Source organism: Leptospira neocaledonica (assembly GCF_002812205.1).
GTDB lineage: Bacteria > Spirochaetota > Leptospiria > Leptospirales > Leptospiraceae > Leptospira_B > Leptospira_B neocaledonica.
Genome location: NZ_NPEA01000004.1, coordinates 340,707 through 363,766, shown reverse-complemented (window position 1 = coordinate 363,766; position 23,060 = coordinate 340,707). Strand labels below are relative to the sequence as shown.

General features: G+C 41.2%; 22 protein-coding genes. 17 read left to right on the top strand and 5 right to left on the bottom strand.

Going from position 1 to position 23,060, the window contains the following annotated elements; genetic code table 11:
- Window positions 1-70: 70 nt before the first annotated feature.
- Window positions 71-1,330: an esterase/lipase family protein gene (locus CH365_RS08865; protein WP_208861182.1), complete on the top strand. Its 1,260-nt coding sequence runs from the start codon at window positions 71-73 to the stop codon at window positions 1,328-1,330.
- Between the two features lie 5 nt (window positions 1,331-1,335).
- On the opposite strand, the gene CH365_RS08860 is transcribed toward CH365_RS08865, so the two are convergent.
- The gene (locus CH365_RS08860) at window positions 1,336-1,791 is read right to left on the bottom strand and encodes a DUF1801 domain-containing protein (protein WP_100768293.1); all 456 of its coding nucleotides are present in this window, start codon (window positions 1,789-1,791) and stop codon (window positions 1,336-1,338) included.
- Between the two features lie 320 nt (window positions 1,792-2,111).
- On the opposite strand from CH365_RS08860, the gene CH365_RS08855 reads away from it, so the two are divergent.
- The 10 genes from CH365_RS08855 (at window position 2,112) to CH365_RS08810 (ending at window position 9,968) form a co-directional block, all read left to right on the top strand.
- Complete coding sequence (locus CH365_RS08855) at window positions 2,112-3,389, top strand: phosphoinositide-specific phospholipase C-related protein (RefSeq protein ID WP_208861181.1); 1,278 nt, start codon at window positions 2,112-2,114, stop codon at window positions 3,387-3,389.
- 198 nt (window positions 3,390-3,587) lie between these two features.
- Window positions 3,588-4,259: a response regulator transcription factor gene (locus CH365_RS08850; protein WP_100768203.1), complete on the top strand. Its 672-nt coding sequence runs from the start codon at window positions 3,588-3,590 to the stop codon at window positions 4,257-4,259.
- Between the two features lie 57 nt (window positions 4,260-4,316).
- Complete coding sequence (locus CH365_RS08845) at window positions 4,317-4,769, top strand: Spy/CpxP family protein refolding chaperone (RefSeq protein ID WP_208861180.1); 453 nt, start codon at window positions 4,317-4,319, stop codon at window positions 4,767-4,769.
- A gap of 24 nt (window positions 4,770-4,793) precedes the next feature.
- On the top strand, window positions 4,794-5,351 hold the full coding sequence (locus CH365_RS08840) for an RNA polymerase sigma factor (protein ID WP_100768202.1): 558 nt from the start codon (window positions 4,794-4,796) through the stop codon (window positions 5,349-5,351).
- Window positions 5,336-5,638, top strand: a complete 303-nt coding sequence (locus CH365_RS08835) for a hypothetical protein (protein WP_100768201.1) — start codon at window positions 5,336-5,338, stop codon at window positions 5,636-5,638. Before CH365_RS08840 ends, CH365_RS08835 begins: the two co-directional genes overlap by 16 nt.
- 164 nt (window positions 5,639-5,802) lie before the next feature.
- Window positions 5,803-6,156 carry a single-stranded DNA-binding protein gene (locus tag CH365_RS08830; RefSeq protein WP_100768200.1) on the top strand — a complete coding sequence of 118 codons (354 nt, stop codon included), beginning with the start codon at window positions 5,803-5,805 and terminating at the stop codon, window positions 6,154-6,156.
- Between the two features lie 89 nt (window positions 6,157-6,245).
- Entirely contained in the window at window positions 6,246-6,791 is a 546-nt protein-coding gene (locus CH365_RS08825; RefSeq protein ID WP_100768199.1) for a phosphoribosyl-AMP cyclohydrolase, read from the top strand.
- 50 nt (window positions 6,792-6,841) lie between these two features.
- On the top strand, window positions 6,842-7,861 hold the full coding sequence (mltG, locus tag CH365_RS08820) for an endolytic transglycosylase MltG (protein ID WP_100768198.1): 1,020 nt from the start codon (window positions 6,842-6,844) through the stop codon (window positions 7,859-7,861).
- A 10-nt stretch (window positions 7,862-7,871) separates the two neighbouring features.
- Complete coding sequence (locus CH365_RS08815; RefSeq protein ID WP_100768197.1) at window positions 7,872-8,129, top strand: hypothetical protein; 258 nt, start codon at window positions 7,872-7,874, stop codon at window positions 8,127-8,129.
- Between the two features lie 168 nt (window positions 8,130-8,297).
- Entirely contained in the window at window positions 8,298-9,968 is a 1,671-nt protein-coding gene (locus CH365_RS08810) for an acyl-CoA dehydrogenase family protein (protein WP_100768196.1), read from the top strand.
- A gap of 122 nt (window positions 9,969-10,090) precedes the next feature.
- Here CH365_RS08810 and CH365_RS08805 read toward each other — a convergent pair whose 3' ends face one another.
- Together CH365_RS08805 and ilvD are read right to left on the bottom strand one after the other, a co-directional pair.
- Window positions 10,091-10,702 (bottom strand): hypothetical protein, encoded by a 612-nt coding sequence (locus CH365_RS08805; RefSeq protein WP_165782586.1) that lies wholly within the window; start codon window positions 10,700-10,702, stop codon window positions 10,091-10,093.
- Between the two features lie 99 nt (window positions 10,703-10,801).
- Window positions 10,802-12,658, bottom strand: a complete 1,857-nt coding sequence (gene ilvD / locus CH365_RS08800; RefSeq protein WP_100768195.1) for a dihydroxy-acid dehydratase — start codon at window positions 12,656-12,658, stop codon at window positions 10,802-10,804.
- Between the two features lie 97 nt (window positions 12,659-12,755).
- Here ilvD and eat point away from each other — a divergent pair, with 97 nt between their 5' ends.
- The 4 genes from eat (at window position 12,756) to CH365_RS08780 (ending at window position 16,763) form a co-directional block, all read left to right on the top strand.
- Window positions 12,756-14,066, top strand: coding sequence for an ethanolamine permease (eat, locus tag CH365_RS08795; protein WP_100768194.1), 1,311 nt, complete (start codon window positions 12,756-12,758; stop codon window positions 14,064-14,066).
- Between the two features lie 104 nt (window positions 14,067-14,170).
- Entirely contained in the window at window positions 14,171-15,565 is a 1,395-nt protein-coding gene (locus CH365_RS08790; protein ID WP_100768193.1) for an ethanolamine ammonia-lyase subunit EutB, read from the top strand.
- A complete protein-coding gene (gene eutC / locus CH365_RS08785) occupies window positions 15,562-16,341 on the top strand; it encodes an ethanolamine ammonia-lyase subunit EutC (protein WP_100768192.1) in 780 nt (259 codons plus the stop codon). Before CH365_RS08790 ends, eutC begins: the two co-directional genes overlap by 4 nt.
- A 191-nt stretch (window positions 16,342-16,532) precedes the next feature.
- A complete protein-coding gene (locus tag CH365_RS08780; RefSeq protein WP_100768191.1) occupies window positions 16,533-16,763 on the top strand; it encodes a hypothetical protein in 231 nt (76 codons plus the stop codon).
- An 11-nt stretch (window positions 16,764-16,774) separates the two neighbouring features.
- Here CH365_RS08780 and CH365_RS08775 read toward each other — a convergent pair whose 3' ends face one another.
- Together CH365_RS08775 and CH365_RS08770 are read right to left on the bottom strand one after the other, a co-directional pair.
- A complete protein-coding gene (locus CH365_RS08775) occupies window positions 16,775-17,713 on the bottom strand; it encodes a hypothetical protein (protein WP_100768190.1) in 939 nt (312 codons plus the stop codon).
- Window positions 17,714-17,735: 22 nt separating this feature from the next.
- Entirely contained in the window at window positions 17,736-18,242 is a 507-nt protein-coding gene (locus CH365_RS08770; protein WP_100768189.1) for a tellurite resistance TerB family protein, read from the bottom strand.
- 115 nt (window positions 18,243-18,357) lie between these two features.
- Here CH365_RS08770 and metG point away from each other — a divergent pair, with 115 nt between their 5' ends.
- Window positions 18,358-20,388, top strand: a complete 2,031-nt coding sequence (gene metG, locus CH365_RS08765; RefSeq protein WP_100768188.1) for a methionine--tRNA ligase — start codon at window positions 18,358-18,360, stop codon at window positions 20,386-20,388.
- A 29-nt stretch (window positions 20,389-20,417) separates the two neighbouring features.
- Window positions 20,418-23,051, top strand: a complete 2,634-nt coding sequence (locus CH365_RS08760; RefSeq protein WP_100768187.1) for a [protein-PII] uridylyltransferase family protein — start codon at window positions 20,418-20,420, stop codon at window positions 23,049-23,051.
- Window positions 23,052-23,060: the final 9 nt, after the last annotated feature.

Sequence of the window (23,060 nt, the reverse complement as noted above, 5' to 3'; positions counted from 1 at the left end):
ATCTTTCCCCTTGACGGCTTACAGTTTTTACGTATAGTGAGGCGTCGCTCTCCAATTAAGAATTATAAATATGCCATACAAGCCCACAGAACCCAGCATGAAGTTGGGAAAATTCGCAGTTTCATTCGCAAGGGACACATCTCTTGGAGTTCTATCCGGAGTTAAATCCGCACTCACAGGTTCATTTGAATGGTGCGCAAAAAGTTTATCCCAGATCTCTGAAACACCTACAGTAAATGGAACCAGATTCGGAGAATTTTTGAAGAACACTGGTATATCCTTGGCCGAAGCCGGAAGTAAAACGGAAGAAGGTCTTTCCAAAGCATTCGAATCTACCGCACAGGCAATGCATACTGCTTTAGAGGCATTGAGTGAAACAGAATCTCTGATCCAAAAGAAGGTATTCGAAAATATTTCCGTTTCGAGCGTAGTGGGAGAATCTTTCGCAGGAATGATCACAACTTCCGAGATCCAGGCGTCGTTTCGTTTGGATGGAAAAGATGTAAGTCCGGAAGAAGTATTGGCCGATTGGAAAAAATCCGGATCCAAAAAACCGATCTTATGCGTACCAGGTTTATTTTGTGATGAAGGACTCTGGACGAAAAATGGAGAACCTTCTTTCTCCGAAATTCTGATCCAAGAAAATTATTACCCTATTTATCTTAGATTCAATCCTGGGGCTCATATCTCCGAGAATGGATCCAAACTTCTTGAGTTAGTGAAGAAGGTCCTGGAAGATCCTGAACTAAAAAGTAAAAAATTCGATGTAGTTTCCTATAGCCAAGGCGGCCTTATTCTTAGAAGCGCATTGTATTCTTCAAAAAAAGAGGGGAATCCACTTTCTTCTAATATTCAAAAAGTATTATTTATTAGTTCTCCTGACGGAGGTTCTTATATTGAAAAAGTTGGATTCTGGTTGGGTCTGGGGGCAGAAGCTCTACCTGTGTTTCCAGTCCAGCTAGTCGGTTATATCGGAAACCAAAGAAGTGAAGCAATGAAGGACCTCTCTCACGGAATTATCAGAGAGGAAGATTGGAAAGAAGGCACACATTTAGGCAGATACGGAAAAGAAAAATATTTCGGCGAACTGGATGACATAGATGCCTATCAGATCTACAGTTTTGTTTCCGAAGAAGAAGGAGACTGGTCTTCTTGGATCGGAGACGGTATCGTAGAAAAACCAAGTCTTACTCTTTTGAGCGATTCTATATTTCGTAAGAAGTCTAATCCGGACACTAGAGTCAAGATTCTAAAAGGGTTATCTCATTATCAGATTATGCCTTCTGCTGAACTAAGGGAATATTTTACTAAAATCTTTTTAGGAAAGTAAAAGGTTTATTTAACCCAGCCTTTCTTTTTATATTCTTCGTATCCTAATTTTAAGGCGTCTTTGATCTGAGCGAAAAGGACAGGGTCTTTCTTCTTTATATAAAAACAACTTTTGCCTTTTAAACATTTCAGAAGTTCGGGTTGGAAGACCTTTTTTATTTCCGGTTGAGAATATACGGGCATAAAATAAAATCCTACATACCCTTTTTGAACAAGTATCCCCGCGAAATAAACCTCGGGCTTTTTTTTGCCGTTTACTTCGATTTCCATTTCGCTCACCAAGCCGTATTGACCTCCAGTGTCCTCTCTTTCTTTGAGGCTTCCCTTTTTATAGGGTTTCATCAGCTTCTTGATCTCTTCAAAAATCGGAATTAGTTCCGGCTGTCCTGGAGATTTGTCTTCGTATTTGATCCCTCGTTTAGGGGAAGAGTTTGTCTTTTGGGACTTCTTCTTAGCTGGCATAATGTCCGTATTTTGCGGACCTTCTTCCAATGAAACAAGTTGTTTTCATATCGTCTATTCGGAGAAAAACAAAACCGTACAATTCTTTATAAGTTATGGATCAGGCGCTTCTTATAAATATATTATATAAATTTAATGTATGAGCAATCACTCACTGAACTCTGTTTGTTTGTAGTCATACTAATTGATAAATAAATTATAAATAACGATCGTTCTTCATAAAAATGAACATATATAAGCCGCTTATAAGAAGAAGCTTGTTACAAGTTAAGCCTTCAAAATATTATGCATCCACAGAAGTAAAAAAGGTGAATGGAAATATGAAGAGAAAATTAATCATGCTTACCGTTTTGCTGATAAGCTTGTCTTCGACTAGTTTGTTTGCAAGCAGGGGAGCAGTAACTGAAAGTCCGATCGATATATTCGAAAAGTCTGCGGAAGCAAAATCACTCGCTGTGCAAAGACAAGTACAAGTAGCGGCCAACCTACCTGTACACCAGGCTTTGTTTTACGGCACACACAATTCTTATAACAGCAAGGCGTATGCAGGACCTTTCTTTTCTTACGCTTTTCCGAATCAACAGTTGTCTCTTACAGACCAGTTGAGATTGGGAGCTAGGTTTATAGAATTAGATATTCATTATTATCTGAGCACGAATTTCAAAAACGATTTCTTGCTTTGTCATGCTCAATCCAACGATTTAGGATGTAATGTATTCGATCGTCCTGCAACCAAAGGACTGGAAGAGATTCGTAACTGGATTTCTTCTCCACAGAACAGAAACGAAGTTTTGGTTCTGTATTTCGAGGATTATCTGGATGGAAGACAGGACGAGTTCCTTGGAATCGTAAGAAGTTATTTGGATCCGTATCTTTACAGATACAGCGGCTCTTGCGGAGATATTCCGAGCGCTGCGAATATGCCTAAACTGAAGGATCTGGTTTCCTCTAACAGAAGGATCCTGATGATGAGCAACGGTTGTTACGACGGAGCTTGGAACCAATACTCAAAAAGGATTTTCTTTGGGAATAATACAATCAGCCCGAAAGCTTTCCAAGGTTATCCTAGCTGTAATTGGGACAGAAATGTATATAATAACACTATGACTCGTGTTTTTAACGATAGCACCAACTACTTTGGCGTCTATGATGGCGTAAAAGAAAGTGGAGTATTCACTAACGACAATATCGCTCAGATGTTGGCTTGTGGGATCAGCGTATTCGGAATTGACCAATTCAGTCCGGATTTTGCAAAACAAGGACTTTGGTCTTGGGATTATGCTGAGCCTAACGATTATGGTGGCGCAGAAGATTGCCTCCAGATCGTAGGAAGTGGACGTTGGAACGACAACAAATGTTCCAATAGTTATCGTTACGCTTGTAAAGATGGAAGTGGCAACTGGGCAATCACTGAAGCTTCCGGAAATTGGGCAAACGGAAAGAGCGCATGTTCTTCCAGAGGCTGGAACTTCTCCTCTCCTGTAACTCCATATGAGAACAAAAAACTCCAAGAGGCAAAATCGGCTAAGGGAGTTTCAGAAGTCTGGGCAAATCTCACCGACCAGTACTCGGAAGGATACTGGGAAGCCGGAAGATAATCTACTATACTTCCTGCTTAAACGCGAGAACGGGATCTTCGAGAATTCGGGGTCCCGTTTTTTTATTTTTGGGCCAAATTCACCAAAATTTTATCGTCGACTTAAACATTATAAAAACGGATAATTTACGAAGAATAAAAGTTTTATGTCGGCCTTTTTAAAGGGTCCGGAGCTTAATTTAGGAAAAGTTTCAGATTTATGGTCCAATCTTTCTTTAAAATTTTATTTGCCGAAGATAACGAAAGTTCTGCCGAGCTACTCATTCATTTTTTAGAAAGGTTCAATTTCGAAGTGGACCATGTCGTGGACGGGATGGCAGCAGAGCTTAAATTAAGAAAAACCAAATATGATTTTATCCTATTGGATAATATGATGCCCGTACTTTCCGGGGTCCGCCTGGCAAGTAAGGTCCCAGACCTGAATAAAAATACCCCCATTGTCTTTTTAACTGCAAGTAATGAAAAAGAAGATGTGGTGGCAGCGGCTCATAGCAAACAACTTGTGGGTTATATCTTAAAACCTTTCGATCCTGAAAAACTTTTACAAAAGATTGTTTCCGTCCTAAAGATCCCGAATGAGCTGATCATAGACAAAAAGAAATATCCATTTTCCATTGAAAGGACCCAAAACGTATCTTACGGAAATGGAGTAAAACTCATCGGTTGTCCTTTCCAAAAAAATGCGGAGAAGATCGCTCAAGAGATCGCATTCATCCTAAAGGAACTCCCAGGAGTTCGTAAGTTTTTCATCGAAGTGGGAGAAGAATTCTATTATCACAAAAAAGCCCAAGAGATCCTGGGCTCCCTTGTGACCCGTCTGGCCTCCAAATACGAGATCAAAGAAGAAGATATTCTCATACTTTCTTCTTAATTTTTTTGGAACCGACTTTTTAGGCTCCGGTCCCAGGTGCATAAAGAGGAGAAATGAATGTTTCGCAAAATTACGAAAATAACCGCGATTTTGTTGGTGTTGGGGACAACTGCCCTTCTGACTCAAGGCTGCCATCATAAATGGATGTCTCATGAGAAAAGAGCCAATTATATCGTCAAAAAACTTAAATCCGAATTGGATTTAACGGATACACAAGCTGCGACCCTTGATAAAATTAAAGAGGACGTACTTGCAAAACGTAAAGAGCTTAAGATGGGCGGACACTTCTTACCTAAAGAAGCAGTAGAAGAACTTCGTGCTGACAAATTGAATCCTGAAAAATGGAACAAACTGGGCGAAGAAAGAGAAAAAAAGATCGCAGCTCTTAGAGTATATTTCACCAAAAAGGCAGTGGAATTCCACACGGTATTAACCCCCGAACAAAGAGGCAAACTGGCGGATCTAATCCTTAAGTTCCAAAGTAAATTCGATAAGGAAGACGAGGATTAATTTCCAAAGTTCTTCGGAGGTAAAATGGGAGAGGCAGAATTTTCCCGCTTCGTAGAGGAAACCAGGGAGATCGTCTTAGCGGCGATCTCCCGTTACTTGTATGAACGCTTTGCATATGCGATCGACGACGTCGCACAGGAAACATATCTTCGTGCTTATAAGGCATTACAAAAAGGTCAATTCAGAGGAGACTCTAAGTTAACTACTTGGTTGTATACAATTGCCAGAAATGAATCCATTCGGATGAATGAAAATCTGGTAAGAGAAGAAACCAAGGCGGAGAAGGCCGGAAAAAGATCGGAAGAAGATTCCAGAAGTTTCGCTTTTGAAAGAGAACAACCGGAGGACAGAGAAAATCTTCCTACTTGGGAAAAAGCAAAACTTTGGATTGGCAATCTACCGGAAGCGTATAGAAGTGTGATTCAATATTATCTTTCCGGATATTCCGAAAAAGAGATCGCCGAAGTCCTGGGAGTTCCTGCCGGAACTGTAAAATCCAGGGCAGCTAGAGGAAAGGAAATGTTGCGAAGAATGCAGAACTCCGAAAAAAGAGAAGGAGGAGAAGTATGGGGAAAATATTAAAAGATTGTCTGCCAATGAAGGAAGAGATCGAAAAAAGAAAATCGGATCCGAACTGGTCCAAAAATTTAGCTTCTTGTGTAATCGATAGATACACAAAAGAAGAAAGTTCTAAAAAGCTGATTCGATTCCCGATCAGAAATGTACTGGCGGTAGCAGCCGCACTCCTCTTAGGCATTTCTATCGGATGGTATTCTTTTTCCGGGCAACTCAGCACAGAAGATGAATATTATCTTGGTGTTTCTTCTATTTTAGAAGGCGAATCTTATCTCTCCACTCTGGAAGAATAAACAGATCGGGCCTCGATTTCGAGGCCCGTCATTCTCTCCATATATATAGTATGAATGCTGCGGAGTAAAAATTCCGGGAAGTATTCTGCTATATCCAAAAAATTACAATCACTCTAAACATTCTACTACACGTAGCTCCTATATTCCCCAGGAGGAAAATGTTTATGAAAAATCTATCACTCACAGTTCTGGACGGTTTTTTAACCGTGGACCCGGAATTAAAGAAGACCCAGGCAGGAAAGTCCGTCACAAATTTTACCGTGGCTGTTAACCATAACTACAAAAGAACTGAAGGAGAAGAATCCGAGGTCTCGTACGTGGACGTGGAAGTTTGGGAAAGGCTCGCAGAAAATTGTTCCGAGTATCTCAAAAAAGGGAAAAAGGTAACCGTAATCGGGCATTTAAAACAGGATAGATGGAAAAATCAGGAAGGCCAATCCCGCTCCAAGGTCAAAGTAATAGCGGACGAGGTTCGATTCGACAGCTTCGGCGATAGAAAAGAAAAAGAAGCGGCATAACATCCTCACAGGGTCGAGGCCTTGGGGGATTTCCAAGGCCTCACCTTTCTTGACGATTCGGGTCGGTCCTTGGTTTATGTAGGAAAAGAATGCTTACTATCATATGGGCCGGGGGACAACCGGGAAAAATTTCGGAATTAAAAAGGATGACCCAAGCAGAATGGGATATTCTTCGCAATGATCTTCCGACTAACGTAAAAACTTATATAGACTGCGACGAAGATACCGTCCTAATTTCTCATCCAGACTTTTCGCAAAAGGAATTGGTAGAGATCTCTAATTTCGAAGGCCTTAAATTTTCAAATGGTTTAATCCCAGTGATCACCAAGGACGAGAAAGGTCTGATTCTGATGCAGGCCTTCTCCGATATAGAAAGTTTAGAACTGAGCAAAAAAGAATCTCTGGGAATATACTTCAGTAGATCTAGGAACCAACTTTGGAGAAAGGGGGACACTTCCGGGCATATCCAAAAACTGAAAAGAATCTTAGCACCCAAAGACGGAAGTTTTGTGGTGTACGAAGTAGAGCAAGAAGGTGCAGCTTGTCACGAAGGGTTCTATTCTTGTTTTTTCAGAGAGCAGGATAGATATGGGACTAAAAACTTAGTTCCGGAGATCCCTTTTTTGGGGAAGTAGAGGTTCCGTAAAAAGGAGTTTTCGCCGATAGAAATATTAGGCATGCAGTTATGATTTTTAAAAATACATTCGTGAGAAGGTCCGTTGTTTTATTAGGCATACTTATTCTTTCTGGGATTGTTGCCTTCTTCGTTGTGGATGAGATCAAAGGAGGAGCCGTAGGTGCGGGCCAGGTAAAGGTGGACATCATCGTAGAACCGGGCGATTCTCCTGCAGAAGTTACGGAAAATCTTTCCAAAAACGGATTATTAAAGTCTTCTAAATATTTCCTTTTTCTAATTAAAGCAACCAGGTCCGCGGGAAAGATCAAAGCTGGTTTGTATGAGATCAACGATGGAATGGACGCACGTAAGGTCCTGCAAGTGATCACGGAAGGAAAAGTAAAGCTCGTCACATTTACGGTTCCGGAAGGTTATAATAACCGCCAGATTGGTGACTTATTAGTTAAGAAAAACTTAATTAAGACCAGGGCAGACTTTTTGAATGCAGCTTCCAGAACGGAATTATTGAGAGAATTTAAAATTCCTGCAAATAATGCAGAAGGGTATCTGTTCCCCGAGACCTACAGCGTTCCTGTGAATTTTCCTGCTGATAAGATCGCTAGAATGATGATCAAAAGATTTTATGTTAGATTGGAGAAGGTTCCTGGCGCTAAGGAATTAGATCCTAAAAAACTACATGAGATCGTAGTTCTTGCATCTGTTGTGGAAAGAGAAGCCAAAAAAAATGAAGAAAGACCTTTGATGGCCGGTGTTTTCTTAAATCGTTTAAAACAAGATATTCCTTTGGAGTCTTGTGCTACTATTCAGTATCTTTTTGATAAACCACATCCTCGTATTTTCGAAAAGGATCTGAAGATTGTTTCTCCTTATAATACTTATATGAACAAAGGATATCCGCCTGGTCCAATTTCCAATCCAGGCCAACCTTCTTTGGAAGCAGCACTTATGCCGAGCAAGACAGAGTATCTATTCTTCTTATTAAAACCGGATGGATTTCATTACTTCTCTAAAAGTTTTAAAGAACATGCCGAAGCTAAGAAAAAGTACATCGACGTTCTTTACGAATAGAGGATTGCACATGAATTCCCCTGTAGAAGAAATCGTTTCCGTCTCGGAACAACTAAAAGAGGTCCAAAGAGCTTTGGATCTTTTTAAGGAAAAACAGCAAAAGAGAGAATCTGCGAGCGATGCTGCGATAGAGTTTGTGGAAAAGGCAAGTTTGGTTTTGGACAGAGCTGAAAAAAAAGAGATCCTTCTGACGGATGATCAAAAGAGAAGGATCCGGAATAATCTGTTAAAGATCAGATCTTCTCTGGTTCGTAATATGGAAGGTTGATGTAGGAACTCCTACAAGCTTTCATTTCAAGGAAGAAGGGACCTTCTTTCGGACATTCTGTCTCATTTCTTCCCGAGACTTGGATTCAAAAACTTAAATGACAGGCCGAAACGGCCCCAGGTTATAGTATTTTGAGTAATATTTCCCAATAATCGGTAGGAACAAATGATGGCAACGAAAGCTCCGACGGACTCTTCGGCGGCAAAACAGGCTTTAAGCAAGTCTTCAGCAATAATCGAACAAGTAACCAAGGCCTTAGCGGCCAAATGTAGCTCCAATGGAAAAGTTTCCGTTTCCAAAATGGACCAAAACCAATTCGTACAATACCAAATTGCTTGGTTGACCTCCGAACAAAAGATCGCAGAAAACTTTATCGACTACGCTTGGAACGATTCACTCGGAACAGGTGAGCTTGAAAAATTGATGGCTCAGGTTTTCGCTGCAGAAGCTGTTACCCATATCCGTTCCGAGTTCACTTCCAGAGCTTCCGAATACGGAATTTCAACCCAAGAATTAGTTTCTAAATTATTCGACGACGCTACTAACAAGTTCTTAGAAGAATCCAGTGCGATCGAAAATTATAATCATATTGCTGATCTAATCGCTTCTTCCGGAAGTTTTGGAGCTTATGGTTTGAGCGAAGACCACGAAATGTTCCGCCAGACTTTCAAACAGTTTGCGGAAGAAGTGGTAGCTCCTAAAGCAGAGCATGTTCACCGTCACGACGATATCGTTCCAGAAGAGATCATCCAAGGTTTAAGAGACATGGGATGTTTCGGTCTTTGTATTCCTGAAACTTACGGTGGATTACAACCGAACGATAAAGCGGATAATATTTCCATGCTAGTCGTAACCGAAGAACTTTCCAGAGGATCTTTGGGAATCGCAGGATCTTTAATCACTCGTCCTGAAATTCTTTCTAAAGCATTATTAAAAGGTGGAACCGACGCTCAAAAAGAGAAGTGGCTTCCTTTGATCGCTTCCGGAGAGAAGATGGGTGGTATCATGGTAACAGAACCTAATTACGGTTCAGACGTTGCCGGAGTTTCCGTAACTGCTAAAAAAGTGGACGGAGGCTGGTCTATCAATGGTGTTAAGACCTGGTGTACTTTTGCGGGTTATGCAAACCTTCTTCTTATCCTTGTAAGAACAGAAAGTGATCCTGAGTTAAAACACAAAGGTCTTTCTATCGTTCTTGCGGAGAAGCCAAGCTTTACCGGCCATGAATTCGATTATAAACAAGATGGCGGCGGAAGAATTTCCGGAAAAGCGATCGGAACTATCGGCTACCGCGGTATGCACTCTTTCGAAGTTTCTTTCGAGGACTATTTCGTTCCGGAAGAGAACCTGATCGGTGGAGAAGCAGGCAGAGGAAAAGGATTCTATTTCCAAATGGAAGGTTTTTCCGGCGGAAGAATCCAAACTGCAGCTCGCGCAAACGGCGTCATGCAAGCAGCTTTAGAAGCAGGTCTTCGTTACGCTCAAGAGAGACAAGTTTTCCAAAAACCTATCTTCGATTATAACTTAACCAAGTATAAGATCGCACGTATGGCGATGATCGTTCAGGCTTCTCGCCAGTTCACCAATACTGTAGCAAAACTTTTAGACGACCACAAAGGACAAATGGAAGCAACTTTGATCAAGTTCTACGCTTCTAAAGTTGCTGAATGGGTAACAAGAGAAGCTATGCAGATCCACGGAGGAATGGGATACGCGGAAGAATACGCGGTTTCTCGCTATTTCGTAGATGCTCGAGTATTCTCTATCTTTGAAGGAGCGGAAGAAGTGATGGCTCTTAGAGTAATTGCAAAATCTCTAATGGACCAATACTCAGCTTAAACTTCTTCTAAAACTCTGAAGAATAAAAAAAGGAAGTCGAAAGACTTCCTTTTTTTATTTAATGGGCCTTCTTCTTATCGGTGGCCCGCGGAGAGATATTAAACAAGCCGCGCTTGAAGAACTTAACTAGCGAGTTGTTCAACGAAGGCCAGAATGTCAGAATTATCCCTTTCCAAAAACTCAAGAGTTCTTTCTACAAGATGATCCAAGTAATAGCTTGGGTTGTGATAATCTCTTAGGAAAGATTTTACTTGTTCTATCTTTTCCTCAGGGATCCTATCTTCCAGAACGATCTGAGCTAGTGCATAAATTCCGAATGCGGATTTGAATGGATCGTTTAAAGAAGAAATGGAGATGATCTCATCTATATCAATTTCTTTGAATGTAGGGATTAGGTCTCCGATAAGTTCCAAGGCTCCTGTCGGAATAGTCCTATCCAAGGACTTTACATAATTGATGAACAATCTATAAGACTGAGAATCTCCGATACGGGAAAGCATATGAAAGATCCCGGAAAGAAGTCTTTTATGAAATCCCCAGGACAATCTCCCTGAATCCGCCTCTCTGATTGCTTGGTATAAAAAACTCCAAACCAGTTTGTCTCCGGATCTTGCTCTTTCGCATAATTGGTCCAACCAAAGATCGAAGTTCGGATTATCTGATTCCTTTTTAAGGAAATCCATTAGTTCAGAGGGAGTTTGTACAGAGGGGAGAGTAAGGGCAATTTTCGACATAATTGGAAGATACTCCTTTTTAAGATCGGTTTCCAGTCTTTTTACGGGACATGGATTTTTTAATTCCCTTACTCTAGGAATAGTTTCTGTCGCATTAAATTATAGATGTTCTACCTGGCTAACATCTCTGACCGCTCCTGTATGCGCAGAAGTAGTCATCGCGGCATAGGCCCTTAACGCAGCAGAAACAGTTCTTTTTCTGGACTTAGGTTTCCAAGCCTCTTTTCCTTTATCGTTCATTTTATCTCTGCGATCGGAAAGATCCGCGTCACTCACTCTTAAGTGGATGGATCTGTCTGGGATATCTATCTCTATGATATCACCTTCTTCCACTAAACCGATGACTCCGCCTGCCGCCGCTTCTGGAGAAACATGCCCGATAGATAGTCCGGAGGTTCCTCCGGAAAATCTTCCATCGGTCAGAAGTGCGCATGCTTTTCCTAAACCTTTGGATTTCAGATAAGAAGTAGGGTATAACATTTCCTGCATCCCTGGTCCACCTTTTGGACCTTCGTAGCGGATTACAACTACGTCACCTTCTACCACCTCGTTGCCTAGGATTTTGGCCACAGCTTCTTCTTGGCTTTCCATCACTCTAGCTCTTCCTTTGAATTTCCAGATAGACTCATCTACCCCTGCGGTCTTAACGATACAACCTTCAGGTGCGATGTTTCCGTAGAGAACTGCAAGTCCTCCATCTTGAGAATATGCATGTTCTACATCTCGGATACATCCGTTTGCTCTATCTAAGTCCAATTCAGGCCAACGTTTGTCTTGGGAGAAAGCTTCTGTTGTAGGAACTCCACCGGGTGCCGCGGAAAATAATGCGTATGCTTTGGAGTTTGCTTTTTGACGGACGATGTCCCATTCTTCTAAAGCTTTTCCTAATGTTTCCGAGTGAACTGTAGGCACATCTCTATGAATGAGCCCTGCTCTGTCCAATTCGGAAAGTATACCGATGACCCCACCAGCTCTATGAACATCTTCCATATGATATTTTTGGGTGGCAGGTGCCACTTTACAAACGCATGGAACTTTTCTGGAGATCAGATCTATATCGTGCATTTTGAAATTAATTCCGGCTTCGTGAGCCGCCGCTAGAATATGGAGCACAGTGTTTGTGGATCCACCCATCGCAACATCCAATGCCATTGCGTTTTGGAAGGCTTCATAAGTCGCAATATTTCTAGGAAGAACGGATTCATCATCTTGTTCGTAGTATCTTTTTGCAAGTTCAACGATCAGTCTTCCTGCGGTTAAGAAGAGTTGTTTTCTATCCGCATGAGTAGCTAACGTGGAACCGTTCCCTGGAAGAGAAAGTCCTAATGCTTCCGTAAGACAGTTCATTGAGTTTGCAGTGAACATTCCGGAACAAGATCCGCAAGTAGGGCAAGCGGAACGTTCTATTTGTTCTACAAGTTCGTCTGGAACATTTTCATTGGCGGCTTCTACCATTGCGTCGACCAAATCCAATTTTCGAATGTCTCCATTCCAATTTACTTTCCCGGCTTCCATTGGTCCGCCGGAAACAAAAATCGTTGGTATATTCAGTCTTAACGCCGCCATGAGCATTCCTGGTGTGATCTTATCACAGTTGGAAATACAGATAAGTGCATCCGCAGTATGAGCGTTGACCATATATTCTACTGAGTCGGCGATCAGGTCACGGCTTGGCAAAGAGTATAACATTCCGCCATGCCCCATGGCGATCCCATCATCCACTGCGATGGTATTAAATTCTTTTGCGACGGCTCCCGCCTTCTCCACTTCTCTTGCGACCATTTGCCCTAGGTCTTTTAAATGAACATGTCCTGGAACGAACTGAGTGAACGAGTTTGCGATGGCGATGATCGGTTTTCCGAAATCACCTTCTTTCATACCGGTGGCTCTCCAGAGGGCTCTGGCTCCGGCCATATTGCGTCCGTGGGTGGAAGTACGAGATCTTAAGTGAGGCATATTGAATGCTCCCTGGTGTAAGTTTAGACGTCGAGTTTTTTCCGAAAGGAGAAACGAACTTGGAAAAGGCACAGTTCTTGCTAATTAGTGAACAGAGATGGAATCAAAAGAAGAATTCAGTCGAACCCTGGGCCCTTGGCTACTTTGGGGTTTAGGAGTCGGATACGTAATTTCAGGCATGTATTTCGGTTGGAATCTGGGTTTACCGGTAGGTGGAACCTTAGGGTTGGGAATTGCCACCTTACTGATCATTCTGCTATATGTTTGCTTTTCTTTCAGTTACACAGAACTCGCATGTATGATCCCCAAAGCTGGGGGAGCATTCGACTACGGTAGAGAAGCTCTTGGAAATGCCTGGGCTTATCTCGTTGGCACCGCTCAGTTGATAGAATTTTTATTTGCACCCCCTGCGATTGCAGCGGCGATCGGAGCCTACTTCTCCTTATTTTTGCCGGGAATCGATCCGATCTGGATTGCAATCGTTGCTTATTTGCTCTTTACGATCTTGAATATAATCGGAGTGAAATTCGCAGCATCATTCGAGTTTGGAATTACTATATTAGCAGTTTTTGAATTACTTTTATTTTCAGGGCTTACACTTCCTAGTTTCTCTTGGGAGAAGTTTTCCTCTAATCCATTGCCTAACGGTTGGACAGGGGCATTGTCTTCTTTACCATTTGCAGTTTGGTTTTTCTTGGCGATAGAAGGAGTAGCAAATGTCGCGGAAGAAACCAAAGATCCTCAAAAAAATATACTGATCGGATTTGGATCTGCATTAGGCACCTTAGTTGCACTTTGTGGGATGGTATTTTTTTCTTCTATTGGAGTAGGGGGATGGGAGATGATCGTGTATCCTGAACCGGGAGCTGCTGCCTCCGATTATCCTTTGCCTCTCGCATTACGTAAATTATACGGGGAATCCGGTTGGGCATTCCATCTTTTAATTACGATCGGACTATTTGGACTCATTGCCTCTTTTCATGGGATCATTTTGGCCGGGGGAAGAGCCAGTTTCGAATTTGGAAGAGCGAACTTTCTTCCTAAATTTTTTGGAAAGATCCATCCTAGATTCAAAACACCCGCTAATGCTTTGATGGCAAATACGATCTTCGGGATCGCGGCATTATGTACCGGAAAAACATCCGAGCTGATTACGTTGTCTGCATTCGGTGCATTACTTTTATATTTTTGTTCTATGATCAGCTTCTTTGTGCTCCGGAAAAAACAACCAGACAGAGAAAGACCGTTCATGGTTCCGGGAGGGAAAATTTTACCTTCTATCGCGCTTGTTCTGTCTGCAATTGTATTAAGCGTATCCGCCTGGCAACATCCGATCTTGTTTGGGATCTTCGTTTTGATCTTAGGAAGCGGATTAGTTTGGGCAAGGTCCGCGATTTTTGCAAAATAAAAAGGCAAATTTCTTGATTTGGGATTTTTCGGAATTAGAGTAAGTCGGATCGATAGAAGAAGAAATTCCGATCAAAGATCTGCATAATAAAATAGGAAATCAATATGGGTTACAAAACCGTTCTTGGTAGGAAGTCCTACGTATTTCCTGACTTAAAAACATTATTGGCGAAGGCGAGTCCGCTACGTTCCGGAGACCAATTGGCCGGGATTGCAGCCTCTACTCAGGAAGAAAGAGTGGCTGCCCAAATGTCTTTGGCAGATCTACATCTATCAGAATTTCTGAATATAGAATTGATCCCAGGAGAAAATGATGAGGTTACTCGGCTGATTTTTGATTCTCATGATCGATCAGCATTTTCCAAAATTTCCTCCTTTACTGTAGGAGAATTCCGCGACTTTCTTTTGAAAGAAAATACGGACTCCGAATTGATCTCAAAGATCCGAGACGGGATCACTCCTGAGATGGCTGCTGCTGTTTCCAAACTCATGTCCAATCAGGATTTGATCTTGGTTTCTAAAAAATCTCCTGTAGTGACCAAGTTTCGAAATACGATCGGTCTTCCTGGGAGATTGTCCGCACGTTTACAGCCCAATCATCCCACAGATGATCCTAAAGGAATTGCCGCTAGCATCTTGGATGGGCTTTTATTAGGAAGCGGAGACGCTGTGATCGGGATCAACCCGGCGACCGATAATGTTCCTACTGTAATTGCACTTCTTAGGATGATAGATTCTATCATCCAAAAATATTCTATTCCAACTCAGTCTTGCGTGCTCTGCCATGTAACCACTTCTATAAAAGCAATGGAAGAAGGTGCTCCTCTTGATCTGGTATTCCAATCTATAGGTGGAAGTGAGGCTCTGAATAAAAGTTTCGGAGTGAACTTAAGTATTTTAGAAGAATCCAGGCAGATGGCTTTGGAACTGAACAGAGGAACTGTTGGAAATAATGTGATGTATTTCGAAACGGGACAAGGGAGTGGATTGTCTGCGGGTGCTCATTTCGGTGTGGACCAACAAACCTTAGAGGCGAGGGCATATGCAGTCGCAAAAAAATTCGATCCACTTCTTGTGAATACGGTTGTTGGTTTTATAGGACCTGAATATCTATATAATGGAAAACAAATATTAAGGGCAGGCTTAGAAGATCATTTTTGCGGAAAACTTTTGGGCCTTCCGATGGGTGTGGACGTATGTTACACTAATCATGCAGATGCGGACCAAGACGATATGGATACATTGCTCACATTGCTTGGAGCGGCCGGATGTAATTATATTATGGGAGTTCCAGGCGCGGATGATGTGATGTTGTCCTATCAAAGTACTTCGTTCCATGACGCATTGTATCTTCGACAAATTTTCGGGCTTAAACCTGCTCCCGAGTTTGAATCTTGGCTTTTGGAGAAAGGGCTTTTTGAATCTAGCAAACAATTCCTTCCTAAAGAAAATCCGGGCAAACTTCTACTCGAAGGAATATTAGAGGATAAGGCCGGATGAGTTCTAAAGAATTTTGGAAAAGTTTAACTTCTGCCAGGATCGGTATCGGAAGATCCGGTGGCTCCATCCCAACTTCCGAACTTCTAAAATTCAGATTGGATCATGCAAGGGCAAGAGATGCAGTTTTAGAAGAGCCTAATTTTGATACGTTGAATTTAGGCCTCGAAAAAATTTTCCAACCATTAGGGATCGAGATTCTTGGAGCAGAAAGTTTAGCAAAGAGCAGAGAAGAATATTTACTCAGACCTGATTTGGGTCGCAGGATTTCGGAACCTTCCCGGTCCAGATTAGAATCTAAAAAGGGAAAGTATGATTTGGTATTGATAGGAGTAGATGGACTTTCTGCAAAAGCAATCGATTCGAATTTGGTTTCATTCTTACAAGTTTTGGTGCCGATTTTATCCGAACAAAAATATAAAATGGCACCATTCGTTTTGGGAAGACTGGGAAGGGTTGCTATTGGAGACGAGGTAGGAGAAATATTAGGGGCCAAGGCTGTTGTATTGCTTATAGGAGAACGGCCTGGACTTTCTTCTGCGGATAGTTTGGGGATGTATCTGACCTTTGATCCTAAGTTAGGCAAAACAGACGAAAGTCGAAATTGTATTTCGAATATACGGCCGGATGGCTTAGATTTCCATAAGGCTTCCTTAAAAACCGCTTATTTACTTTCGGAATCTCTCAAACGAGGTATATCCGGAGTGGATTTAAAAGATGAAATGACTCCTGATTTCTTGGAATCCGGTTCCAAAGATAGTATCTCGAACGGTTCTTAGCAAGGTTTAGGTCGTTTTATCACAAACGAATCGAGTTTATAAAAGATTTCCAGCCTCAGCGGAAAATTTAATAAATCCTTTGAATATTACAAATTCGACTTGAATCCGTATCCTCAAAGGAATAGATTTTATACAATGAACTAAATCGGGAAAGATTCATATTCTTCTCGATAGGCGAAAAGGGAAAAAAGATGTATAAGAATAATATAGAATTCATTATTAACTCAACTAACAAGGATGAGCCGATGTACGGTATCCTAGCTTTGGTAAGTGATACTTTGGAATCTATGAAAGCGGATATTGCTTCTCAGAGAGTGGATGAAGAACAAAAGAAAGCGTTTCGTTCTGCCATGAAAGATATGATCTCCGGTTTGATTAAACTGAATGGGATCGTAGAAGGTATGGGCCAGAGGGTTAGGTAAAAGCCTGATCTTCAATCCTTTCCTAAAAATAACCGAATTCCCTTCGCAATTGTTTGCAAGGTCCTCGCCATCAAACCTTCTAACTTGGTTTGCAGGAATAATTCCATAATCAATTTCCTGAGAGCTAGATCAAAAGGAAGGTTAAAATCATTCCAGTCTACTCCGAAGCGGAAGGGATAAGATTCGGATTCCTCTTCTTCTCCTAAACCTGTATGCAATAAGGTCCCTTCGAAGTCTGTATGATGCTCGTCTATATGACGGAATTCTAAAGTAAGATGAACCTGCTTTTTGAATAGAGGCAATGGGATAATTTCCAGTCCTGCTAATTCTCCCCAAGTGATTCCACTCAATGTAAGATATCCCCTGTCTCCACCTTTTAGTGTTCCTGTTCTGAGTAGACCTTCTCTCCCGAGCCTGCAAGAGCCTATTCTGCTTCTAAAAAGAATTTCTAATGGAGAGCCTGCATCCAGGACCCCGTTCTCTATTTTGATGTCTCGGATCTGTATATTAAATACCGGAGTTAAGGTCTTATCCTCGATGTCTATACTGGAATGGGAAACCTTCTCCAATTTGAACTGGATCCTTCCTCTTTTGGGAAGGTATTCGATCTTTTTGCGAGATTCCACTCTATTAGTATAATCCATATGAAAGGAGCGTACATTTACTCCTCTAAATATTAATTTTCCTTTAAATAGATTGGAAAATGAGATTCTGAAATGTACAAAACTCCCTTTCGCATGTACAATATCCGTTCCGAGTTCTCCTGGGAAGAAAATCGTAAAATGTCTGGCCCAAACCCAAAGCCCTGGTAATAAGACGCCGGGAGTCAACCAGCGGAATTTGAATAGCCTGAAGGATATTATATTTACTAGAAGTTGTATGAAGGGGCCACTTAGTATAAATTGAAGACCTAAGTAGCCGAATAATAGTAATAGGATCGGAAATGGCATGGGAGAGAGGGCGACTTGAAACTCAGTCCTCGTCGCCGTCCGTATATTTATTATCTATGTTTTTCTTATCCATGGAAGAAATTTCCAGCTCCTTGGCTAGATCTTCCAAAAATTCTTTTTCTCTATCCGTAAATTTGCCGTCAGTCGTTACGATACATACTGCATCTTCGTAAAAGTTTACAGCTAATACTGGATTTCCTTCCGCAAAGTCTGTGATCATTTTAATGGGAAGCGGTGACTCGAATACTTCGGATAATTCTTCGATGATCTCTGCTTTTTGGTCTTGGTGATGATCGAAGATACAATCCTTATCGAACATAGCTTTTACCATTTGTCCGACTAGGTTTCCTTCTTTTCTATGAAAGACTCCGTCTGCATGACAAGAATATGACCAAAGACTAACTAGCACCTTGGCGTAATTCATCTTGAGTTGAAAAATCTCGGTTTCTCTATCCAGACTTTTCTGAAATTTTTCGTAAAACTCATGGCCTGGTAAAACTTTGCTAGCCAAGGATGAAACCCTTTCCATTTTAATGCCTTCCCTTTAAGGGCTTCCCCGTTTTTCCGTTGTATTTTAACCCAACCTGCGGTTTTGCAATGAAAATCCATGTTGATTTTGGGGGAATTTTTCTCAACCTGACTATGTGAGTTCCGAATCAAAACGAAAGATCCTCGTTACTTCCGCTTTGCCTTACGCGAATGGTCCGATTCATTTAGGCCATGTTTTGGAAGCGATCCAAACTGATATTTATGTTCGTTACCAAAAATCTTTAGGCAATGAGTGTTATTTTTTCTGTGCGGACGATACGCATGGCACACCCATCATGCTTGCTGCAAGAAAAGAAGGGATCAGTCCGGAAGCATTGATCGATCGTGTTAGAACGGAACATTACCGAGATCTCTCCGGCTTTTTAGTCGAATATGATAATTATTATACCACGAACTCGGAAGAAAATCGAATCCTTTCCGAGGAAATTTATCTTTCTTTAAAAGGTAAAGGTCATATTGCTGAAAGAGAGATCGAACAGGCATATTGTGATACGGATAAGATGTTCCTTCCGGATCGTTTTATCAAAGGTACTTGTCCGAATTGTGGAACCCAGGACCAGTACGGAGATAGTTGCGAAAATTGTGGTGCTACTTATTCTCCCAAAGATCTGAAAGATTCCCATTGTTCTTTATGCGGCAATCCACCCGTTAGTCGAAATTCTAAACATATCTTTTTCAAATTGGGAGATTTTGAGAAATATCTTTCCAATTGGGTCGAAAAAGGTTCTCATGTAGCGGAAGGCGTTCGTAAAAAACTAAAAGAATGGTTCGAGGCAGGGCTCCAGGATTGGGATATTTCTCGTGACGGACCTTATTTCGGTTTTAAGATACCTGGTGAGACCGAAAAATATTTTTATGTTTGGTTGGATGCTCCCATAGGTTATATGGCTTCCAGTTTGAATTATTTCAAAGGGGATCGTAAAAAATTCGATTCTTTCTGGAAGGATGAAAAAACGGAGATCTCTCATTTTATAGGAAAAGATATATTATATTTTCATACTTTATTCTGGCCTGCTACCTTAGAAGGCGGAGGATATCGTTCTCCTACTCAGGTCCATGTTCACGGTTTTATTACTGTGAACGGGGAGAAGATGTCTAAATCCAGAGGGACCTTTATCAAAGCCGATGGTTACCTGAAACATTTGGACCCGGAACATCTTCGTTTTTATTTGGCGGGGAAACTGGGACCAGGAATGGACGATCTGGATCTTTCTTTTGACGATTATACTGCAAAAGTAAATTCGGACTTTGTAGGGAATTTCGTGAACCTGGTTTCCAGAGTCGCCACTTCTATATTAGATAAACTTGATAGAAATCTCGGAAGTTTGGATGCAGACGGAAAAAAAATTCTGGATGAACTTAGAAGTTCCGAATCCAAGATTAAAGAATGGTATGAGACTCGAAATTATACCAGGGTAATGAAAGAATGTTCTCGCTTGGGTGATATCGCAAACAAGTATGTAAACGATCTTGCTCCTTGGATCCAAATTAAATCCGATATGGAAGCTGCTCGCAAAACTGTGACAGTCGCTTTGAACGCAGCCAGAATTCTTTCCATTTATTTGTATCCTGTTCTTCCTAAATCGGGAGAGAAGGTGTATAAAATTTTAGGTTTAAATAAAAAACCTGAGTTTGCAGATCTTACTTCCGATCTGGAAAAAACAAAAGTATCCGCATATGAAATGATCACCAAACGTGTAGAGGAAAAATCAATTCAAACCATGTTAGAAGAAAACACTTTGGAAACTAAATCCGCCCAACCTACAACTCCTGCCGTCGCTCCTAAAACGGAAGGAGTTTTGGAAATTTCTATCGAGGATCTAAGCAAAGTAGATCTTAGAGTTGGTAAAATTATAGAAGCCGGTCCTGTAGAAGGCGCCGACAAATTGGTCCAAGTAAAATTGGATCTGGGTGCTCTTGGAACTAAGAATGTTTTTGCAGGTATTAAGGCTTCTTACCAACCTCAGGACCTTCTTGGATTGACTATCGTTGCGGTTGCTAACTTGAAGCCAAGAAAGATGAAGTTCGGAGTTTCAGAAGCCATGCTTTTGGCCTCTGGAGAAGGTGAGAACTTAAGTCTTTTTGTGCCTCATAGAGGCGCTAATCCCGGCGATAAATTGAAATAAACTCAGTCTAACAGCTAGTAGGAACGAACTTGCCTTTAGAATTAGACATCTCCTATAGTTTTCAAAGGCTTTTGGAAAAGAGTAGGGCGGTCTCCGGCCGCTTGGTCTCTCGTCAGCTCACATTTATCATAGATTCCTTTTTAAGGACTAGGTTCGAAAAGTCTTCCGGCATTTTAAAAAAAGGGGAAGAAGTCGCAGTAATCGCCTTAGGCGGTTACGGTCGAATGGAAATGGCTCCTCATTCGGATGTAGATATATTATATTTACATAATGGAGTTCCGGATTCCAAACTTTCGGAGATCATTTCTTCCATTAATACCTATCTTTACGATTCCGGAAAAGAAGTAGGGCATACTTGCAGGACTATCAAGGAATCCTTTCGTTATCTGGATGATATGTCCAGCTTTCATGCTGTTTTGGATAGCCGATTCCTAACAGGCTCCAAAGAGCTATTTAAAAAGTACCAAGAGGAATTCTTAGCAAAACTTCCTCCTAAGTTTGCTACCAGATACAACCAAGCAAAAGAAGATCAGCTTTCGGAAAGGTTTTTGAGAGAAGGAAGACCCATTCTTCTTTCGGAACCGAATTTAAAAACGGATCTCTGCGGTTTGAGAGATATTCAATATCTATATTGGACCGAAAAATCCAGAAGCCCGATCCGTTCCTTAGGTGGACTGGCAGTCCTTCCATTTTTCCAAAGCGGAGAAGTCCAAGCCTTGGAAGAAGCGTATGATTTTCTGATCCGAGTCAGAACTGCACTTCATATTCTCACTGGAAGAAAACATGACCGTTTAGATCTGAATCTCCAGCCAGAGGTTGCTGAGTATTTAGGCTTCGGTAAAAAAGAAGATATGCAAACTATAGAGAAGTTTATGAACACTCTCTATAGTCATCAGAAGAATATATTTTTTATTGTTCGTGTATATCTGGATTCGTTACTCGCGGCTCAGAAAAAAGGAGAAGCCCAAAATTTCGACTATGAAGGAGTCCGATTTTTAAAGATCGGAAATACGATCTTTCCGCCCAGCGAAGGAAATCTTTTCGCGGATCCTCATACATTATATAAAGATATTTTACTTACTTTCAGAATGCTCCAAGAGACAGGCTTTGAGATTTCGGGTGGATTATTGAGTGAGATCAGGTTCGCTTCTCACTTTCTGGACGATGATTTTAGATATTCTGCGGAAGTGAATGGAGGATTTATCCGTATTCTTCAGAATAAAAAAGAAAGAGGAAGAATATTGAAATTAATGCATGAATGCCAGGTGCTCGGAGCTCTTCTGCCTGAGTTCGGCGCATGTACGAATTTTCCTTTATTCAGTTATCATCACGAGTTCACTGTGGATGAACATACTCTTCTGATCTTGCATGAGTTGGATCGTTTGGACAAGGGAGAGTTCGAAGATAGAGAGATTTCTGAAGTTTACGGAGAATGTGATAAGACCGAAATTTTGGCTTTAGCAATTCTTCTTCATGATGCTGGAAAAGTAAAAGAAGGTGATCATTCGGAGTACGGCGCAGAACTTGCTGTTTCCGTCGGATCTCGTCTAGGTTTATCGGAAGAAGATACGGATCTATTTCGATTCCTGGTCGAAAAACATATCTTGATGTCGGAACTTTCTTCCAAAAGAGATATTTCGGATAAGTTACTGATACGCAATTTTGCGAGAACTGTTTCTAATCCGGATAGATTGAAACTTTTATACGTTCTTACCATCATAGATACCAAATCTGTGGGAGCAAATGTTCTTACTAATTGGAAGAAGGCTATCTTAAACGAACTTTATCGAAACTCTATAAACTTCTTCCAAACGAATCGAACCGATTCCGAAGGCCCTCATGGAGAAGAAGAAAGGATCGCTCTTGCAAAGGACTTGGTCGCTTATCTGACTGAAAAAGAAGGACAAGATTCTAAAATATCTAAAACAATCGCTTCCTTTGCATATTCGGTTATCCCGGAAAGTTTTTTAAAAACTGTATCGAATCGAAAAATATTAAAATATTTTAAATCGATTACTTCTTTGAGTCAGGACGGAGATTCCGATCTACTTTTGGCTTTGGAACAAGATCCAGCTTTTGTAACGGTAGAAGTAGTAAGCCGTAATATTCCTGAGATCTTATTGGATTTATGTTGTTCTGTTTCTTCGGAAGGTTTGAGCCTGGTCGGAATGCAGAGTTATACTTTCGAAGAATTCCAGATCCATATTCTTCAAGTAACGGACCCCCAGGGCAGTGGTAATATTTCTTCTGAAAAACTTTCCAGAATGGAAGGTAAACTCAGATTAATGGCTTCTGGGGAATTACAAAGGGATAGTATCGCCTTTGAAAGAACTGAATGGAATCCACGTAAGACGATACCGGAAAGCATCATCAATCGTTCTGTTCGCTTTTCCAACCAAGATGTTACAGATACTACCATCATGGAAGTCCGAATGCCTGATATGGTCGGTTTGGTGTATCGGATCTTGAGAAAAGTATTCGATTTCGGTTTAAAAGTTTCTCATTTAAGGGTTTCAACTTCAGCGGATTATGCTTATGACTCATTCTATCTCCAGACTAAGGACGGAGAACAGGTCAAAGATGCAGAATTGTTAAAATCCCTAGAAGATAAGATCTTGAGAATCCAGCCGGTGGAAAGGATGACAGGGGAACTTGTTTTTTAAAAATGGTCC

Bases quoted from the DNA above. Each gene is read 5' to 3' on its own strand.
- CH365_RS08775 (WP_100768190.1), bottom strand. From the start codon at position 17,713: ATGCCATTTCCGATCCTATTACTATTATTCGGCTACTTAGGTCTTCAA.
- CH365_RS08830 (WP_100768200.1), top strand. From the start codon at position 5,803: ATGAAAAATCTATCACTCACAGTTCTGGACGGTTTTTTAACCGTGGAC.
- CH365_RS08770 (WP_100768189.1), bottom strand. From the start codon at position 18,242: ATGGAAAGGGTTTCATCCTTGGCTAGCAAAGTTTTACCAGGCCATGAG.
- CH365_RS08790 (WP_100768193.1), top strand. From the start codon at position 14,171: ATGGGTTACAAAACCGTTCTTGGTAGGAAGTCCTACGTATTTCCTGAC.
- mltG (WP_100768198.1), top strand. From the start codon at position 6,842: ATGATTTTTAAAAATACATTCGTGAGAAGGTCCGTTGTTTTATTAGGC.
- eat (WP_100768194.1), top strand. From the start codon at position 12,756: ATGGAATCAAAAGAAGAATTCAGTCGAACCCTGGGCCCTTGGCTACTT.
- CH365_RS08825 (WP_100768199.1), top strand. From the start codon at position 6,246: ATGCTTACTATCATATGGGCCGGGGGACAACCGGGAAAAATTTCGGAA.
- CH365_RS08835 (WP_100768201.1), top strand. From the start codon at position 5,336: ATGGGGAAAATATTAAAAGATTGTCTGCCAATGAAGGAAGAGATCGAA.
- CH365_RS08850 (WP_100768203.1), top strand. From the start codon at position 3,588: ATGGTCCAATCTTTCTTTAAAATTTTATTTGCCGAAGATAACGAAAGT.
- CH365_RS08810 (WP_100768196.1), top strand. From the start codon at position 8,298: ATGGCAACGAAAGCTCCGACGGACTCTTCGGCGGCAAAACAGGCTTTA.
- CH365_RS08855 (WP_208861181.1), top strand. From the start codon at position 2,112: ATGAAGAGAAAATTAATCATGCTTACCGTTTTGCTGATAAGCTTGTCT.
- CH365_RS08845 (WP_208861180.1), top strand. From the start codon at position 4,317: ATGTTTCGCAAAATTACGAAAATAACCGCGATTTTGTTGGTGTTGGGG.
- CH365_RS08840 (WP_100768202.1), top strand. From the start codon at position 4,794: ATGGGAGAGGCAGAATTTTCCCGCTTCGTAGAGGAAACCAGGGAGATC.
- eutC (WP_100768192.1), top strand. From the start codon at position 15,562: ATGAGTTCTAAAGAATTTTGGAAAAGTTTAACTTCTGCCAGGATCGGT.
- CH365_RS08865 (WP_208861182.1), top strand. From the start codon at position 71: ATGCCATACAAGCCCACAGAACCCAGCATGAAGTTGGGAAAATTCGCA.
- ilvD (WP_100768195.1), bottom strand. From the start codon at position 12,658: ATGCCTCACTTAAGATCTCGTACTTCCACCCACGGACGCAATATGGCC.
- CH365_RS08860 (WP_100768293.1), bottom strand. From the start codon at position 1,791: ATGCCAGCTAAGAAGAAGTCCCAAAAGACAAACTCTTCCCCTAAACGA.
- CH365_RS08815 (WP_100768197.1), top strand. From the start codon at position 7,872: ATGAATTCCCCTGTAGAAGAAATCGTTTCCGTCTCGGAACAACTAAAA.
- CH365_RS08805 (WP_165782586.1), bottom strand. From the start codon at position 10,702: ATGTCGAAAATTGCCCTTACTCTCCCCTCTGTACAAACTCCCTCTGAA.
- CH365_RS08780 (WP_100768191.1), top strand. From the start codon at position 16,533: ATGTATAAGAATAATATAGAATTCATTATTAACTCAACTAACAAGGAT.